The following is a 15,692-nucleotide window of genomic DNA, read 5'->3' on the forward strand; positions in this document are numbered from 1 at the left end:
CCTTCTGCTGCGCCGTGAACCGGCGCCGGGTTCTGGTGGGGTTGGTCATCGATGGACAGTCTGGTGGTCATGGCGTGACCCCTATGGACCTGTCCTCATAATTGGGGGAACCCCACTCCTCTAGATCTGCGCACAGCCAGCGTTCACTCCCGGCAGCCGCTGCCTATCAAAGTCCCGCTGGGCGAGAAAGACGTCCCGCTGGAAGAGAAAAGTGAGCACTCCCCGCACTACGGTCTATTGCGAACGATTCCTATTTGCAGATGGAACCGGGACGTGTGCTGAGTGGTTCTTCCGGAGTGCTGTCGAAGACGCGGATGTTCAGATTGTTGATGGCGGCTGGACTGCTGGGCGCGGTCGCGGCGGTTCCGGTCCATGCGCGAACCGATGAAGCAACAGCGCAGGTGCCGGAGGACGGGGTCCGGGCCCCAGGAGTCGCCTGGACGCGGAAGGATTGGCTGGCTCAGAACGAAACCGCAAGAGCTGTCATCACTGGCGTGCAGGTGAGTGAAACCCCTGAGGGGTTGACGGTTGAGCTGGTGAGCGATCGCACCCTGACGGCAGGCCCGACGCGGGTCGAGGGCAACGCTCTGGTCACTGATATCCCCAATGCAGTGCTGAACCTCGACAATCAGGATGCCGCAGAGCAGTTTGCTCCTGCCGAGGGCATTGCGTTGGTGCAAGTCACCGGCATGCCGGATGGAAGTGTGCGGCTCTCCATTACCGGAACCGAAGGACCACCCACAGCCCAAGTCATCTCAACAGCAGGAAATCTGGTCCTGAGCCTGCGACCAGGCATGGCCCAGGCGAGCAGGGATGAAGACGCCATCCAGATTGGTGTAACTGGCCAAGGAGATGACGGCTATCAGGTACCAGACGCCAGTGTGGGTAGCAGGACTCCTACACCGCTCCGAAATCTGCCCTTTTCTGTGCAGGTCGTACCCCAACGACTTCTGCAGGATCGGGATGTTCAAGGCCTCAATGAAGCCCTTCGTACAGTTGTCGGTGTCATACCTGACAATTCCTCACAGTCCGCATTTCAGAGCTTCACGATCCGCGGATTTTCGGGACGAGACATCCTGCGCAATGGGTTGCGCGATGACACAAACATTACCACTCGCAGTCCCATACCCAATATTGAGCGCATTGAGGTGTTGCAAGGGCCTGCCGGAGCGTTATTCGGCCAGGGATCCCCGGGCGGAACCGTTAACATCATCACCAAGAAGCCGCTAGCGACCCCACACTATATTGTAGAAGGGACAATTGGTAACTTCGAAACATACGAAGGGTCAATCGATTTCACTGGACCCATTGATCGCGATGGGAACCTGCTGTATCGCTTTATCGCTGGGGCACGGACTTCCGATACATTCATCGACTTCTTTGATACCCGCAGCTACCTGATCGCTCCCTCGATCTCTTGGCAGATCAGCCCCAATACCCGCCTCACGGTTGAGGGTGAATATTCAGTCGCTGAGTCACCGAACGACCGCGGCTTACCCGCCGCGGGTACGGTTCTACCTAACGTGAATGGACGGCTTCCCCGTAGCCGCTTTATTGGCGAACCTGATGACAAGCTTGACAAAAACAATCGCGACAATCTTCGTCTCGGCTACATCCTTGACCACCAGTTCAACTCTGACTGGAAGTTTCAAAACTCCTTTCGCGTCAGCTTTTTGAACTCACCGCAGAATTCTCTTTTTCCTACCAACCTGTTGGATGATCAGCGCACGCTAGAACGCGGTCTCTTCAGTACCAGCGACCAGTCCCAGGATAACTGGGCGATCGATACAAATGTGGTCGGTCGCTTCAAGACAGGCAGCGTTGGTCATCGAGTGCTGCTGGGACTTGATTATAACCGCGACTTTTACTCGGCCAGCAGCAGGGAATTCACACTCGACCCTATTGATATTTTTGATCCAGTGTATGGGCAGACACGACGCAGACTAGTTGAGAGCTTTCCGAAGGATACTTTTCTCACCGAGAACATTGGTGTGTACTTGCAAGATCAGATTGACTTGCTACCCCAGCTCAAACTGCTGATCGGTGGTCGAGTGGATTGGGCCAGGCAGCGATTCGAGTTTGGCGACGGGTCAAATGAATCACAGGAAGACGTAGCCTTTAGCCCTAGGCTGGGAGTGGTATACCAACCCAGTGATGTGCATGCGTTTTATGCCAGCTACAGCCGCTCATTTTTACAAAATGTAGGCTCGACATTTGATGATTCCACTTTTGAACCCGAGCGAGGAACTCAATACGAGGTTGGGGTTAAGTCAGACTGGATCAAAGGACGCCTTTCCACAACCTTAGCCTTATATGAAATTACCCGCTCGAACGTGCTTACTGAGGATCCTCTGAATCCGAACTTTTCTGTACAGACCGGAGAACAGCGCAGTCGGGGAGTCGAGCTCACTGCAACAGGAACCATTCTGCCTGGTTGGAACATTGTAGCAGGCTATGCCTACACCGATGCCGAAGTTAGCGACGACAACACGATCCGGGTCGGCAATCAGCTCAACAACGTTCCAGAGAACGCCGCTAGTCTGTGGACAACCTATGAAATACAGGAGGGATCGCTCCAGGGCCTGGGCTTTGGACTCGGCCTATTTTATGTGGGTGAACGGCAGGGCGACTTGGAGAATTCCTTCCAGCTGCCCGGGTATACCCGCACGGATATTTCACTTTTCTACAAGCGAGAGCAGTTCCGAATTGGCCTGAACATTGAGAATATCTTTGATACTAGATACTTTGAGTCCAGCCAGAGTGATCTCCGCGTTTCCTACGGTGCCCCGCTAACAGTCAGAGCTACGGTCTCTTGGAAGTTCTAGGTGCATAAGACCTAAAGGTTATGGACTTCTTGCCCTCGATCTGTAAATCACGGGGCCAACAGATCTTCTGCGTGTTGGTCGGTGCTCTGATAGCAGCCTTGATTCAGAGCTGTATTAGTTCAATCGACAGAACAACTGCAACGCCAGCAGCACTGGACCCCAATTGTCGCATGGTTCGTCACGCGCTTGGAGTGACCTGCGTGCCGACTCAACCGCAGCGTGTCATTACTCTCAGCGTGCCCAGTCTGGGAAATGCACTCGCCTTGGGCGTCACACCCGTCGCCAGCATTATCTACTCCGACAACCCGCCAGAATACCTCGCACAGCATCTAGATTCTATCCAGATACTAGGCAATCAAGAACAGCCGAGCCTGGAAAAGATCGCCTCTCTAAAGCCTGATCTAATCATCGGCCTTAAGTATTCCATTCAACCCATATACAGTCAGCTCACCCGTATTGCACCCACTGTCGCCGACCATTGGACCGGTTATTCTTCCTGGCGAAGACATTTTGACTTCGTAACTATTGTGTTGGGCAGGACAGACTTAGCCCAGCAAGTCTGGAGGCGATATTATCAACGCATTGAGTCTCTAAAGGCGACCCTCCAAAAGAGTGGGCATTATCCAGAAGTCTCCTTTGCCCACACTTGTTGTGGAACGATTGACGTTGATGTTGTCAATTCATTTAATGGCAGTATCATGGCTGATGTAGGTATCCGCCGACCAACGCTACAAGCTGTCCCTGTTGATGGGGGTTTGGTCAGGCTATCTCGGGAGCGGTTGATGGACATTGATGGCGACGTGTTGTTTGTTGCCGCCAATGGACCTGAAGCGGCGCAGACCATCACCAAACTGAAGCACAATCCCTTATGGCAGGAGCTGAGGGCTGTTCAAAGTGGTCATGTTTACCCCGTGCATTATCCCACCTGGAGAGGCGGCAATCCCCTGGCAGCTGACGCGGTAATCGATGATTTATTCACCTATCTCACTAATCCCGAATCACCGTCGTGATCGACTTCCTCAGCGACCACTAAGCACTTCCTGGCATTCACAATGCAATCAGGCTGGTTCCTTTGGCAATTGAGATTAGTGATTGCAGGTGTTGCGGCGTGCGTTCTGATATCAGCATGTATGTCGCCAAACCCCCCAAGTCAATCTCTTCAAGCAACTCTATACATGGGTGATTGTCGGGACGTGCAGCATGAACTGGGAACCACGGAAATCTGTGGTCATCCTCAGAGAATTGCAGTGCTCAGCCCGCACACCCTTGATGTTGTTCTGTCCTTGGGAGCACAACCTGCTGCTTATGCGGAGAGCAAAGCCCTGAGTGTTGGCCGGTTTGAGAATCCAGGAGAGCAAATACCTTACCTGGGGAATCGCATCACAACACGGCCTGTCAACCTTGGTGACCGAAAAAGTCCTTCGCTTGAAAAGCTGATTCTGCTCCAGCCTGATCTCATTCTCGGTGAGGACTGGTTGGCGGGCCATAACTATAAGCTATTGTCAAGTATCGCTCCCACCTTGCTATTCAGCGATTATCGAAACGGGATTCAGCATTGGCGCAACACTATCGAGGGTATTGCCAACGCCCTGGGACGCGATCAGGCCATTGACGAAGTGAATGCTGAGCTTGCACAAGAGTTTGAAGCAACCCGTCAATCACTCGCCCCAGTGGTCGAGGAGTTCCCCAGAGTCCTGATTCTGTCCGTCAACACCGCCATGACTGACCTGGCTATCGCTGCCGATAGCACTGTTGGGACTTTGCTGGAACAGATCGGTTTTGAGCTCGTCTTCCCGCAGACGACGCTCAATGCCGGATCGCGATGGCTGCAATCGTCGGTTGAAGTCTTGCCAACTCTCGAAGCTGACATCGCCATCATCATAGGCTGGCATCCCTCAGAGTTCTTCAGTCCGCTGGCAGAACTGAAAAGAAACTGGAGCAAGAATCCACTATTGAAGAACATTCCTGCCGCCAAGGAAAATCGTCTGTTCTTTGTGGACTATCAGCTCTGGGGCAGCAACATCCGGGGCCCAATCACCGATCAGCTGATTCTGCAGAGACTGCCTGAACTCTTCTCCCCCCTCATTCCTGGTTGACCGAAACCATGTCAAAAGCCACTCTCCTGATCTGTCGTTCATGCCATGGAGCGGAACAACGACTTCCTGAGCAAGCCGCCGACGGTGCTGCATTGTGCGAGCGGATCCAGAACCTGTACCACACCCGGATGGGCCAGCATGAACTGGAGATTCGCGGCGTGAATTGCCTGTGGACTTGCGCCCATCCCTGCTCCATGGCGTTGATGGCAGACGGAAAGCCAAGCTATCTGCTGGCCAAAGTGATCATCCAAGATGGCACCCTTGATGACGTTGCCGACGCCGCTCTGCAATTGAGCGCGTTCTTTCTCGACAGCAAAAGCGGCAACATTCCCTGGCAGCAGTTTCCAGACCTATTAACGACTGATTCTGTTGCGCGCATTCCGACTTCAGACTGGAACAGCGCAGACGACGATTCCTGAGGCAGTCGACTAAGCCTGTGCGTACGTTTACCGTGATCTGGTTTGGTCAGCTCGTCTCGACCATCGGCAGCTACATGACGGATTTTGTGCTGACCCTCTGGGCCTGGGATGCCACAGGTTCGGCAACGTCCCTGGCAATGATGGGATTCTATTCTCAAATGCCTCGCATTCCCATCACGTTGTTTGCGGGCCTCATTGTCGATCGCTTCAACCGCAAGCATCTGATGTTGGCAGGAGATTCAGTTGCTGCCCTTGTTGCCATTGCGATTGGCTGGCTTTACTTCGCCAAATGTCTTTCCATGTGGCACCTTTACGGTGCGGTGATGCTCAGCGGCAGCTTCGGTCAGATTCAGAGTCTGGCCTACGAAACCTCACTCTCCGGCCTCGTGCCGCCAGACAAGCTCACGCGGGCAAACAGCATGAACTCAGCTGTCCACTACGGTGCCGCCATCGTTGCGCCAGCCCTGGCAGGCTTGCTCCATCCGCACATCGGCCTGCTGGGGATCCTGGGATTGGATCTTGTGAGCTTTGGCGTTGCAGTCGCTACCCTGCTGGTCCGATTCATCCCCCAGCCTTCTACAGCAGCCGGCAGGAACCGTGACCCCCTGATGGCCAAACTGGCCTTTGGCTTTCGCGAAGTCTGGCGACAGCCCACGTTACGTGCCTTGCTTCTGATCAGCACCCTGTTCTGTTTTTTCCACGACATGGGCGGTGCCATCTATGAGCCAATGATTCTGGCCCGCTCCACCGGCTGTGCCCTGGTGCTGGCCAGCACCGCCACGGCAGCGGGCATCGGCGGCGTGGCTGGGGCCATCCTGCTCAGCGTCTGGGGTGGCCCCAGCCGAAAGGTCAACGGCATGCTGGCCGGATTCATCGGAGCAGGGCTGAGCAAGACCGTATTCGGCATGGGTGTATCGCCCCAGGTCTGGGTCCCGGCCCAGTTTTGTTCGTCGCTCCACTTTCCTCTGTTGGGCAGCTCTGAAAGCGCAATCTGGATGACCCAGATCCACCCAGCTCAGCAGGGACGAGTCTTTGCCGCCAACGCCCTTGTGTTACAGGTCGTGAGCGCTGGAGCCGCTTTGATTGCTGGCCCCCTGGCCGAGCGAGTTCTTGACCCAGCCCTGCTTCCCAGCAGTCCATTAGCCAACCTGCTCGGTGGCATGGCAGGCACTGGGCCTGGTGCTGGCATGGCGCTTCTCTTTGTCCTTGCTGCCCTGTCCATGGCGGGTATTGGCCTGGGTGGCTATTCGTTGGTATCTCTGAAGCAGCTCAAATCTTAGTTGTCTGGGTTTCAGTTCCATCCCATCAGCATCAATGAGTAGCTTATGGACGATTGGCCAGCACGTATCGCCGAGACTACAGATCTTCTGGCACAACTCTGTCCCGCGGGAGGGCCCAATCTGAGCGGGCTCGGAGGCGACAGATGACACTGTGCATCCCAAGCCACTTACGCACGGCCCGCCGCCTCGAGGCGAGGCCGATCAGGCCTTGATGGCGGCGCGGGAGATGCGCTGCGCCGCTTCCCGGCCGCCGAACAGGTTGCGCGCGGCCGGACCCAGCTGCAACGCGGCTAGGCCCCCCATCAGGTGCACGTTGGTCCCCGGCCAGCGCAGGTCACCGCGCAGCACGGGCCAGTCCTCCACCAGTTCGATCGGACGCTGACGGTGCAGCTGACGGAGCAGCAGCTGGTGGCTCACGCCCAGCCGGTGGCCGGTCGCCAGCCAGATCCGATTCACCTCCAGACGGCTGCCATCGCTGCAGTCCAGCGCCCACTGGCGGCCACACCAGCGTGCCTCCCGTACCTCACAGTGCTCATGAATCTGCAGCCGGCCCCGCTCCCGTTCCTGCCGCAGGGCCATGGCCAGCTGCGGGGTGATCGAGCCCCCGCCGCGAGCCTCCAGCACCTGCTGCCGGCGCCGCTGCCAGCAGGGTTCGAGGCGGAAGGCCTTGAGGTGTTTCGGACCCAGCCAGCCCGGATCGGCGTCAAAGAGCTTGCTGCGCAGCTCGCCCCGGCACAGCAGGCTCACGCGGGCACCTCGACGGATCGCGCCCAGAGCCAGATGGGCACTGGTGAGGCCGCCGCCCACCAGCAGGATGTGCTGCCCCTGGAGCCCCCGGCAGGCGGCCAGATCGATCGCGTGGCTGTGCTGCAGAGCCTCCGCGGGGTAGGCCCCCGTGATCCGCTGCACCCAGGTGGGCAGCGCGGGCTCACCCGGCCCCGTGGCGATAACCAGCCGCCTGGCCTGGATCCGTGATCCGTCGCTCAGGCCCAGCCGCAGCGATCCGGGACGACGGTCCGCGTCCAGGTGGATCTCCTCCACCGAAACCGGCTGCACCTGCCCGGCGAGCTGAAAGTCCTCCACCACGGTGTGGCAGAACGCGCCGAACAGGGCCGTGTGCGGCAGACCGTAGGGCTCCTCCAGCTCGCGGCTGCGCTGCCGTTGCTGGGCAAAGCGGCGCAGGGCATCGGGGTTGGGATGGGGATGGTGCGGCGACGGCGAGCGCAGGCAGGCGATCTCCAGGCGCTGCATCTGCCGGTGCCAGCGGTTCATCCAGCCGCCGCTGGGATCGAGGATCCGCAGACGCTGGCGCCAGCGGGGTCGCTTCTGCAGCAGCAGGCAGGCCAGGCTCAGGGCCTGGGGCCCGGCCCCGGCGATCACCAGCTCAGCCATGGGCTGGCGGCTCTGGGCGTGGTGACGGGGACCTGCGTCATGGATCGGGCGACCGGAGAGGGGGTGATCGGGGAGGGGCGACCGGGCCCTGCAGGGCAAGCACCCGGAGACACTACCAAGAACGGTTCTCATTCCGAATCATCCCCTGGCTGCTGCCGGCGCCCGTCATCCGGGAGGAGGTGTCCGCCTCCTCCATCGGTGAGCTCAGCAGCCAGAGATCAAGGGCGGCGGCGGTGGTGACGGCTTCCGTCGCCATCGCCGATCGCCTCACCCTGCGGCATCACCATGACTGGATCGAGGCGTTTCCGGTGCAGCGCCAGACCGTGGCGTAGTCCCAGGCCGTGGCGCAGTCACAGACGTCCCCATGCGCTGGGCGCCATCGACGGGTCCGGCCATGCTTCAGGCTCCGACCCCGCCTGCCGTGCCCCGTCACCTGGGCAGTGCCGCTCTGGCTGCTGCTCTGATCAGCCGTGCCATGTCCCCGCCGGTCCTGGCCGCTCCGTGGAAAGACTGCGCCTTCAACGACCAGCCGATCCGCTGCCGCGACAGCCACGCCGCCGATGGCACGGTGCGCATCGTCTGGGAGGACGGCAGGGCCACGACCTACACGCTGGTGAAGGAAGGCTCCCCCGTCTCGATCCTGCGGGATTCCCTGGGCGGCATCTGGGAGCGGGAGGCGCTGATCCAGGGCAACGCCGTGTTCACCAACCCCGCCAACGGCAACCGGATCTTCGTGCCGCTGCGCTGATGCGGCGATGCCCCAGCCCCTGCTGGTACGGGTGTACGCATGGTTCCGCCGCCACAGCGGCGTCAGCTGCATCCCCCCTGCTCACCCACCGCTGCCGGGGCTTCACTGCAACAGCAGCAGCAGGCGGTTTCCCTCCGGATCGAGCAACCAGGCTTCCGCCCCGAAGGAGTCCCGGCGAGCCGGGTCCAGCAGCGTTGCCCCCAGGCCCAGCGCCTGCGAGATCCAGTCCTCCAGAGCCCTTATGGGGTCGGCTCCAGCCGAGGTTCGCTGCAGGCAGAGCGCCAGCCGCCCCTGCTGCCGGGGCTGGGGCCTGCTGCGGGCGGGGGCATAGAGCTCCAGGACCCCACCGGCCGGCCAGGGCAGCCGCCAGTGGGCGGAACTCAACCCAGGCTGGGGGTCCACCTCGAGTAGAGCGCCATAGAACCGGGCCAGAGCCCCCGGATCGTCCGCGGCCAGCACGATCGAGCCCGTCATCGCCATCGCCGCCACCAGGGCCTGCGGGACGGCTCGCCATGGCGGCTGGGCGGCTCCGGGCCAGCAACGGGGGGATGGGGATCCGGCATCAGGATCAGCACTCCCGTTGGGGCCTGATCCCAGTCTGGGCTGTCCCGGCCACACCGCGCAGGTGGGCGGTGCATCGGCTTGAACGTGGACCACGGCCTCGCGCATGCACGCAGCTGGCTCGGTTTTCCATGTCGCTTGATATCGTCGCTTGACATCCGGCTCCATCTCCGGGCTGCCCTGAGCTCTGCGGGGGCGTCGTGGCTGTCCTGGTTAACGTCCAGGGGGCCGATGCAGGAGCAAGGGGCATGAGGGTCATGCCCCTGCGACTCAGACCCGGCGACGACCTGCGTCTGGCGCTCGAGGACTGGATGGGCCGGCGGCCCGAGCAGGCCGGCTGCCTGATCAGCGGCATCGGCAGCCTCTCGGTGGCCCGGCTGCGGCTGGCCGGCCGGCAGAAGAGCACCACCCTGAGCGGGGAGCTGGAGATCCTGAACCTGGCCGGCACACTCTCGCCGGATGGGGCCCACCTGCACATCGCCGTCGCCGACCACGCCGGAGCGGTGACCGGCGGCCATCTCTGCGCCGGTTCGCGGGTGCGCACCACCGCCGAGCTGGTGGTGGGCCTGCTGCCGGAGTGGGAGTTCCGGCGCGTGCTGGATCCAGCCACCGGCTGCGCCGAACTGCAGATCCGCCCGGCACCGGACGGCGGCGGCCGGGGGGAGAACCGCTGATGCCGGAGAGGCGCTGGCCGCCCCATCGCCCGTACCCGCTCGACAGCGGCGATGACGAGCCCCTGGTGGACCCCGGCCGCAGCCTGGTGCTGCGCCTGCTGGCCCTGCTGGGGGCGTTCTCCTTTCTGATGATCGGCCTCAGCAGCCTGGTGCCGTTGCTCCGGCCACCCCCGCCCCCGCCCCTGCCCGATCAGCGCGATGGCCCGGTCGTCTGACAGCGCGTCACCGTCTTCGGCACCTCACGGGTGCGCGCCGGCGGCGGAGCCGGGCCGGAGGAGGTGGAGGAGGACCTGGCTGAGCAGCCCACATGAAGCAACGACCCAGCCATCAGCCCAGGCTGCCGACGCTGCGGCGGAACCGGGCCAGGGCGATCAGAAAGAACAGGCTGCCGATCGACAGCAGGATCAGGAACTCCGGCCAGAGCGTCGCCAGCCCGGCACCGCGGTAGAGGATTCCCTGGCCGAGCATCACGTAGTGGGTGTTGGGAGCCAGGAGCATCAGCAATTGCACCCACGCCGGCATGCTCTCGCGCGGCGTGATCGAGCCCGAGAGCATCTGCAGCGGCAGCAACACCATCAGCAGCAACAGGCCGAACTGAGGCATCGAGCGCGCCAGGGTGGCGATCAGGATGCCCATCGAGGTGGTGGCGAACAGGTGCACTCCGGTGCCCAGCAGGAACAGGGGCAGCGAACCGGCCAGCGGCACCTGCAGCACGCCCTGCACCACCACCACCAGGGAGCCGGCGGCGGCCAGCAGCACCACCAGCCCCATCGACCAGGCCTTGGCCAGCATGATCTCGAGCGGCGTCACGGGCATGGCCAGCAGATGTTCGAGGGTGCCCCGGTCGCGCTCCCGCACCAGGGCGGCGCCACTGAGCACCAGCGACAGCATCGTGACCTGGTTGATCACCTGCATGATCGAGCCGAACCACACCTTGCTCAGCCCGGGGTTGAAGCGGGCCCGGCTCACCAGCTGCACCGCCGCCGCCGGCGGATCCTGCTCGCCACCGAGGAACCTGCGCACCTCCCGCTGCACGATCGCCTGCACGTAGGTGCTGCCGCTGAAGGCCTGGCCGATCCTGGTGGCATCCACGTTGAGCTGCACCACGGGCTGCCGGCCGGCCAGCACATCGCGCTGGAACTGGGGCGGGATGTCGAGTCCGAAGGTGTCCTGGCCCAGTTCCAGACGCCGCTCCATCCCGGCTGCATCCACCAGCTGAGGCGCCTGGAAGTAGGGCGGCAGGAAGGCCCCGGCGATCCGCATCGACAGCGGCGACCGGTCTTCATCCACGATCGCGATCGGCGTGTGGCGCAGGGTTTCGGGTGAGGCCCGCGTCCCCGCCACCACGGACACCGTGAAGGCGATCAGGATCAGCACCAGCAGGAACCGCTCGCGCAGCAGGCTGCGCAGCTCCTTGAGCCCCAGGTCGCGCACATGAGCAAGGCGCAGGGGCAGCCGGATCATGCGCTCCGCTCCGTCTGCGGCAGCGCCAGCACTGCCAGGATCTGCAGCAGCGGCCCGGCGATCAGCAGCGGCAGCATGGCCGGCCACAGGTCCGCCAGGCCCAGGCCCTTGCTGAAGATCCCCTGGCAGAGGATCAGAAAGTGGCTGGTGGGGTACACCCGCCCGATCACTGCCCCCAGACCGGTGAGCGAGCTCACCGGATCGATCAGACCGGAGAACGACACCGCCGGCAGGAAGGTGAGCAGGGTGGTGCCGAAGATCGCCGCCAGCTGACTGCCCATGAAGGAGGAGATCAGCATCCCGAACGCCGTGGAGGCGTTGACGTAGAGCAGGGCCCCGAGGCAGGCGCCCAGGAGGCTGCCGCGCAGTGGCACCGCCAGCACGGTGGTGGCCACCAGGGTGAGCAGCAGGAAGTTGGCCACCCCCAGGGCCAGGTAAGGCAGCTGCTTGCCGAGCAGAAACTCCAGCCGGGTGAGCGGGGTCACCGTGAGGTTCACCAGCGTGCCCTGCTCCTTCTCCCGCACCACCGAGAGACTGGTGAGCATCGCCGGGATCAGCATCAGCAGCAGCGGGATCATCGCCGGCACCATGGCCGTGATGCTGCGCAGTTCGGGGTTGTAGAGGAAGCGGGTCTCGACCCTGACGGCTTCGGCGTCCGCCGTCGGCAGCGGCTGCTGCAGCGCCTGCTCGGCCAGCCAGCGGGCGTGCAGGCCCTCCATGTAACTCCGGGCCGTCTCCGCCCGCTGGGGCATGGCGCCATCGAGCACCATCCCCAGGCTGGCCGACTCGCCGCGCTTGAGGGAACGGCCGAAGTGGGGGGGGATCTCCAGCGCCAGGCTGAGCCGGCCGCTGGTCAGACGGCGGTCCAGATCGCTGGGAGAGGTGATCGGCGGCTGTTGATGGAAGTAACGGGAGCCGGCGATGGCGGCCACGTAGTCGCGGCTCAGGCTGGTGCGATCGCGGTCGAGCACCGCGAAGGGCAGGTTCTCCACGTCGAAGCTGATGCCGGCGCCCATCACCACCATCAGCAGCACGCTGCCCAGCAGGGCCAGCACGGCGCGCAGGGAATCCCGGCGCAGTTCCAGCACCTCCCGCCGGGCGGTCCAGCCCAGCCGCCGAAGGCTGAACGGCGCCGGCGCCGGCAGGGTGGACGCCAGCGGCGGCAGGGCGAGCCTGGCTGCAGCAGACGTGCGGGCCGGCTCCACCGCCTCTTCCAGCACCGCGATGAAGGCCTCTTCCAGCGTGCGACAGCCCCGGCGGCGGATCAGGTCCAGCGGCGGGGCGGTGACCAGCACCCGGCCGGCGTGCATCAGCGAGACGCGGTCACAGCGGGCCGCTTCCTGGATCGCGTGGGTGGAGAGGAAGATGGTGACCTCCTCCTGGCGTGACAGGCGGATCAGCTCGCTCCAGAAGGCATCCCGGGCCAGCGGATCCACCCCAGCCGTGGGCTCATCGAGGATCAGAACCTCCGGCCGGTGGATCAGGGCCACGGCCAGCGACAGCCGCTGCCGCAGGCCCAGCGGCAGGGTCTCGGGCAGGCGGTCGGCCACCGCCTCCAGCCCGAAGCGCTGCTGAAGCTCGGCCACGCGGCGGCTGAGCTCCTGCGGCGGCACGCCGAACAGGCGGCCATGCAGCCGCAGGTTCTGCCCCACCGTGAGCTCCTGGTAGAGCGAGAAGCTCTGCGCCATGTAGCCCACCCGGCGGCGGGCTGTGAGATCGCGCTCATCCACCGGCCGGCCGAACAGCCGGGCCTGTCCCGCCGTGGGCGGCAGCAGGCCGGTGAGCATCTTCATGGTGGTGGTCTTGCCGCAGCCGTTCGAGCCCAGGAAGCCGAAGATCTCACCGCGCTGGATGCGCAGATCGACGCCGTCCACGGCCGTGAACCCGTCGAAGCGCCGCGTCAGCCCCTGCGCCTCGATCACCGCCTCGGCCGCCGCTGCCAGCGGCGGCGGGGCGGCCACCGGCCGATGACGGGCCTGTCGGCCGGCGGACAGCAGGGCCACGAAGGCTTGCTCCAGGCTTGTGCTGCCCGTGCTGTCCAGCAACTCGGCAGGCCGTCCGGCCGCGAGCAGGCGGCCGCCGTCCAGGGCCACGAGCTGCTCGAAGCCGGCCGCCTCCTCCAGGTCGGCGCTGGCCGCCAGCACGGTGAGATCCGGCCGCCCCCGGCGGATGGCCGCGATCAGCTGCCAGAACTGCCGGCGGGAGATCGGATCCACGCCGCTGGTGGGCTCATCGAGCAGCAGCAGATCGGGCTCGTGGATCAGGGCGCAGCAGAGCCCCAGCTTCTGCTTCATGCCGCCTGAGAGCTGGCCTGCCAGCCGATCGGCGAACGGCGCCAGGCCCACCGATTGCAGCAGAGCCTCGCGGCGTCGCCGCCGATCCTGGCCACCGACGCCGAACAGTCCCGCGAAGCCGTCGATGGTCTCGGCCACCGAGAGGCTGGGATAGAGGTTGCGGCCGAGCCCCTGGGGCAGATAGGCGATCCGGGTGCAGACCCTCCGGCGCTGGTGAGGGTCGGCCATGTCGGCGCCCAGCACCCGCAGCGCCCCGCCCTGCAGCCAGCGGGCGCCTGCGATCAGGGCCAGCAGGCTCGACTTGCCCACACCGTCGGGCCCGATCAGGCCCACCAGGCGTCCGGAGGGGATGCGCAGGCTGATCCCATCGAGGGCGCACACCGGTCCGTAGCGCAGCTGCAGGTCGCGGCTCTCGATCACCGCTGTCATGGCAGCTGCGGTCATGGCTGGAGCGGTCATGGCTGCGCAGGCAGGCGCACCTGCAGCCGATCGGGCCAGGGCTCGGCCGGATCGAGACGCACCCAGGCCACACCGGGCATGCCGATCTTGGCGCCCCGCTCGTAGCGCTGCACGAGCTGCGGATCGAGGCTGGCCTTGATGCGGAACATCAGCGTCTGGCGCTCGGCGCGGGTCTCCACCGTCTTGGGGGTGAACTGGGCCTGGCTGGCCACGTAGGTGACGCGGGCCGGGATCACCAGATCCGGAGCGGCATCCAGAACCAGCCGGGCCTCATCTCCCAGGCGCAGGCGACCGGCCTCGGGAGCAGGCAGGTAGAAGGTCATGAACACATCGCTGAGATCCAGAAGGTTCAGCACCTTGCCGCCGCTTGGCAGCACCTCCCCGGGTTCGGCGATGCGGATCTGAACCCTGGCGTCGGTGGGAGCCCGCAGGAGGGTTTCCTCGAGATCGGCCTCGATCCGTTCGATGCGGGCCATGGCCGCATCACGGGCAGCGCTGGCGGCACGCAGATCGGCCGCGGCGCTGGTGATGGCCTCCTGGGCGGTGGCGGCGTCATTCCGGGCCTTGACCAGAGCAGCCTCGGCCGTCTGGAGACGCGCACGGTCCGTGTCGAAGGTTTCCTGGGTGATGGCACCACTGGCCAGCAGACGGCTGGACCGCTCGTGACGCTTGCGAGCGAGGGTGAGCTCTGCCTGCTGCTGGGCGATCACGCTGCGGGTCGCCGCCGCCTGGCTGTTGCTCTGCGCCAGACGGCTGCGTGCGCTTGCGATGGCGGCATCCGCGCTGGCCAGCTCGGCCCGGCCCTGGCGCAGTTCGGCCTCGAGGACGGCGGTATCCATGCGGGCCAGCACCTGTCCGGCTCGCACCCGATCGCCCTCACGGACCTCCACGCCCAGCAATCGGCCCGCTGTTCGGGCTGCCACGTCCACATCCACAGCCTCCAGCCGGCCGTTGCCGCTGGCGAACGCTGCAGAACCCTGACGATGCAGCTGACGCACCACGACGACCGCCGCCAGGGCGAGACCGGAAGCGAGCGCGATCGGCAGCCAGATTCGCCTCACACAACCTCACCCCATGCAGGTGGTGGCGACACCTGCTTCCATCCTGATGGCCCGCGGCATGGCGAACGCGGCCCTACCGACCCACCAATGCCGGCGCTGATGGGCCATGACAAAGCCCGCTGGCGAGGCCAGCGGGCTTGCGGTTGATCGAGGTGGGGGCGGAGCTGCTGACGCTGGCGCCTGGGGCCAGGGGTCCAGTGGGGTCTCCCGTGGGGTCCGGGGCACCTGGGGCGGTGCAGTGGACGGCGACGGCGTCACACGCCTGGGAAACCAGAGATCGGGTGAGGATGTTGGAGCAGGAGCCGGATCGTCAGCACACTCCCGGGTGCTGCTGCGGTGGGTTGTCGTCCATCGCTGGTGCCTCCCGGGAGCGATGCCATCACCATCGGTCCGGCGCCGTGATCCGGCAATGGGCACCC

General features: G+C 63.9%; 14 protein-coding genes. 9 read left to right on the top strand and 5 right to left on the bottom strand.

What is annotated here, in order from left to right; all coding sequences use genetic code 11:
- The first annotated feature begins 260 nt into the window (after positions 1–260).
- From KBY90_RS13035 to KBY90_RS13055, 5 genes are all read left to right on the top strand, one after another.
- Positions 261–2,825 (top strand): TonB-dependent siderophore receptor, encoded by a 2,565-nt coding sequence (locus tag KBY90_RS13035; protein ID WP_254969086.1) that lies wholly within the window; start codon positions 261–263, stop codon positions 2,823–2,825.
- Between the two features lie 74 nt (positions 2,826–2,899).
- The gene (locus KBY90_RS13040) at positions 2,900–3,835 is read left to right on the top strand and encodes an iron-siderophore ABC transporter substrate-binding protein (RefSeq protein ID WP_254969087.1); all 936 of its coding nucleotides are present in this window, start codon (positions 2,900–2,902) and stop codon (positions 3,833–3,835) included.
- A gap of 183 nt (positions 3,836–4,018) precedes the next feature.
- On the top strand, positions 4,019–4,921 hold the full coding sequence (locus tag KBY90_RS13045; protein WP_254969088.1) for an iron-siderophore ABC transporter substrate-binding protein: 903 nt from the start codon (positions 4,019–4,021) through the stop codon (positions 4,919–4,921).
- A complete protein-coding gene (locus tag KBY90_RS13050) occupies positions 4,918–5,340 on the top strand; it encodes a DUF1636 family protein (protein WP_254969089.1) in 423 nt (140 codons plus the stop codon). The genes KBY90_RS13045 and KBY90_RS13050 overlap by 4 nt, the downstream gene beginning before the upstream one ends.
- A 17-nt stretch (positions 5,341–5,357) precedes the next feature.
- Positions 5,358–6,620, top strand: a complete 1,263-nt coding sequence (locus KBY90_RS13055; RefSeq protein ID WP_254969090.1) for an MFS transporter — start codon at positions 5,358–5,360, stop codon at positions 6,618–6,620.
- Positions 6,621–6,821: 201 nt separating this feature from the next.
- Here the strand turns inward: KBY90_RS13055 and KBY90_RS13060 are convergent, their stop codons facing one another.
- A complete protein-coding gene (locus tag KBY90_RS13060) occupies positions 6,822–8,012 on the bottom strand; it encodes an FAD/NAD(P)-binding protein (RefSeq protein WP_254969091.1) in 1,191 nt (396 codons plus the stop codon).
- 179 nt (positions 8,013–8,191) lie between these two features.
- Between KBY90_RS13060 and KBY90_RS13065 the strand changes: the two genes are divergently transcribed.
- Together KBY90_RS13065 and KBY90_RS13070 are read left to right on the top strand one after the other, a co-directional pair.
- The gene (locus KBY90_RS13065) at positions 8,192–8,344 is read left to right on the top strand and encodes a hypothetical protein (protein WP_254969092.1); all 153 of its coding nucleotides are present in this window, start codon (positions 8,192–8,194) and stop codon (positions 8,342–8,344) included.
- A gap of 143 nt (positions 8,345–8,487) precedes the next feature.
- Entirely contained in the window at positions 8,488–8,760 is a 273-nt protein-coding gene (locus KBY90_RS13070; protein WP_254969093.1) for a hypothetical protein, read from the top strand.
- Between the two features lie 102 nt (positions 8,761–8,862).
- Here KBY90_RS13070 and KBY90_RS13075 read toward each other — a convergent pair whose 3' ends face one another.
- Complete coding sequence (locus KBY90_RS13075; protein WP_254969094.1) at positions 8,863–9,240, bottom strand: VOC family protein; 378 nt, start codon at positions 9,238–9,240, stop codon at positions 8,863–8,865.
- 338 nt (positions 9,241–9,578) lie between these two features.
- Here KBY90_RS13075 and KBY90_RS13080 point away from each other — a divergent pair, with 338 nt between their 5' ends.
- A complete protein-coding gene (locus KBY90_RS13080; RefSeq protein WP_254969095.1) occupies positions 9,579–9,995 on the top strand; it encodes a PPC domain-containing DNA-binding protein in 417 nt (138 codons plus the stop codon).
- Positions 9,995–10,210, top strand: a complete 216-nt coding sequence (locus KBY90_RS13085; protein WP_254969096.1) for a hypothetical protein — start codon at positions 9,995–9,997, stop codon at positions 10,208–10,210. The genes KBY90_RS13080 and KBY90_RS13085 overlap by 1 nt, the downstream gene beginning before the upstream one ends.
- 112 nt (positions 10,211–10,322) lie before the next feature.
- On the opposite strand, the gene KBY90_RS13090 is transcribed toward KBY90_RS13085, so the two are convergent.
- The 3 genes from KBY90_RS13090 to KBY90_RS13100 are packed head-to-tail and all read right to left on the bottom strand — an operon-like array spanning position 10,323 to position 15,273.
- Complete coding sequence (locus KBY90_RS13090) at positions 10,323–11,459, bottom strand: ABC transporter permease (RefSeq protein WP_254969097.1); 1,137 nt, start codon at positions 11,457–11,459, stop codon at positions 10,323–10,325.
- Complete coding sequence (rbbA, locus tag KBY90_RS13095) at positions 11,456–14,197, bottom strand: ribosome-associated ATPase/putative transporter RbbA (RefSeq protein ID WP_254969098.1); 2,742 nt, start codon at positions 14,195–14,197, stop codon at positions 11,456–11,458. The genes KBY90_RS13090 and rbbA overlap by 4 nt, the downstream gene beginning before the upstream one ends.
- 11 nt (positions 14,198–14,208) lie before the next feature.
- Positions 14,209–15,273 (bottom strand): efflux RND transporter periplasmic adaptor subunit, encoded by a 1,065-nt coding sequence (locus tag KBY90_RS13100; protein ID WP_254969099.1) that lies wholly within the window; start codon positions 15,271–15,273, stop codon positions 14,209–14,211.
- Positions 15,274–15,692 lie beyond the last annotated feature (419 nt).

The organism is Cyanobium sp. CH-040, from assembly GCF_024346135.1.
Taxonomy (GTDB): Bacteria; Cyanobacteriota; Cyanobacteriia; order PCC-6307; family Cyanobiaceae; genus NIES-981.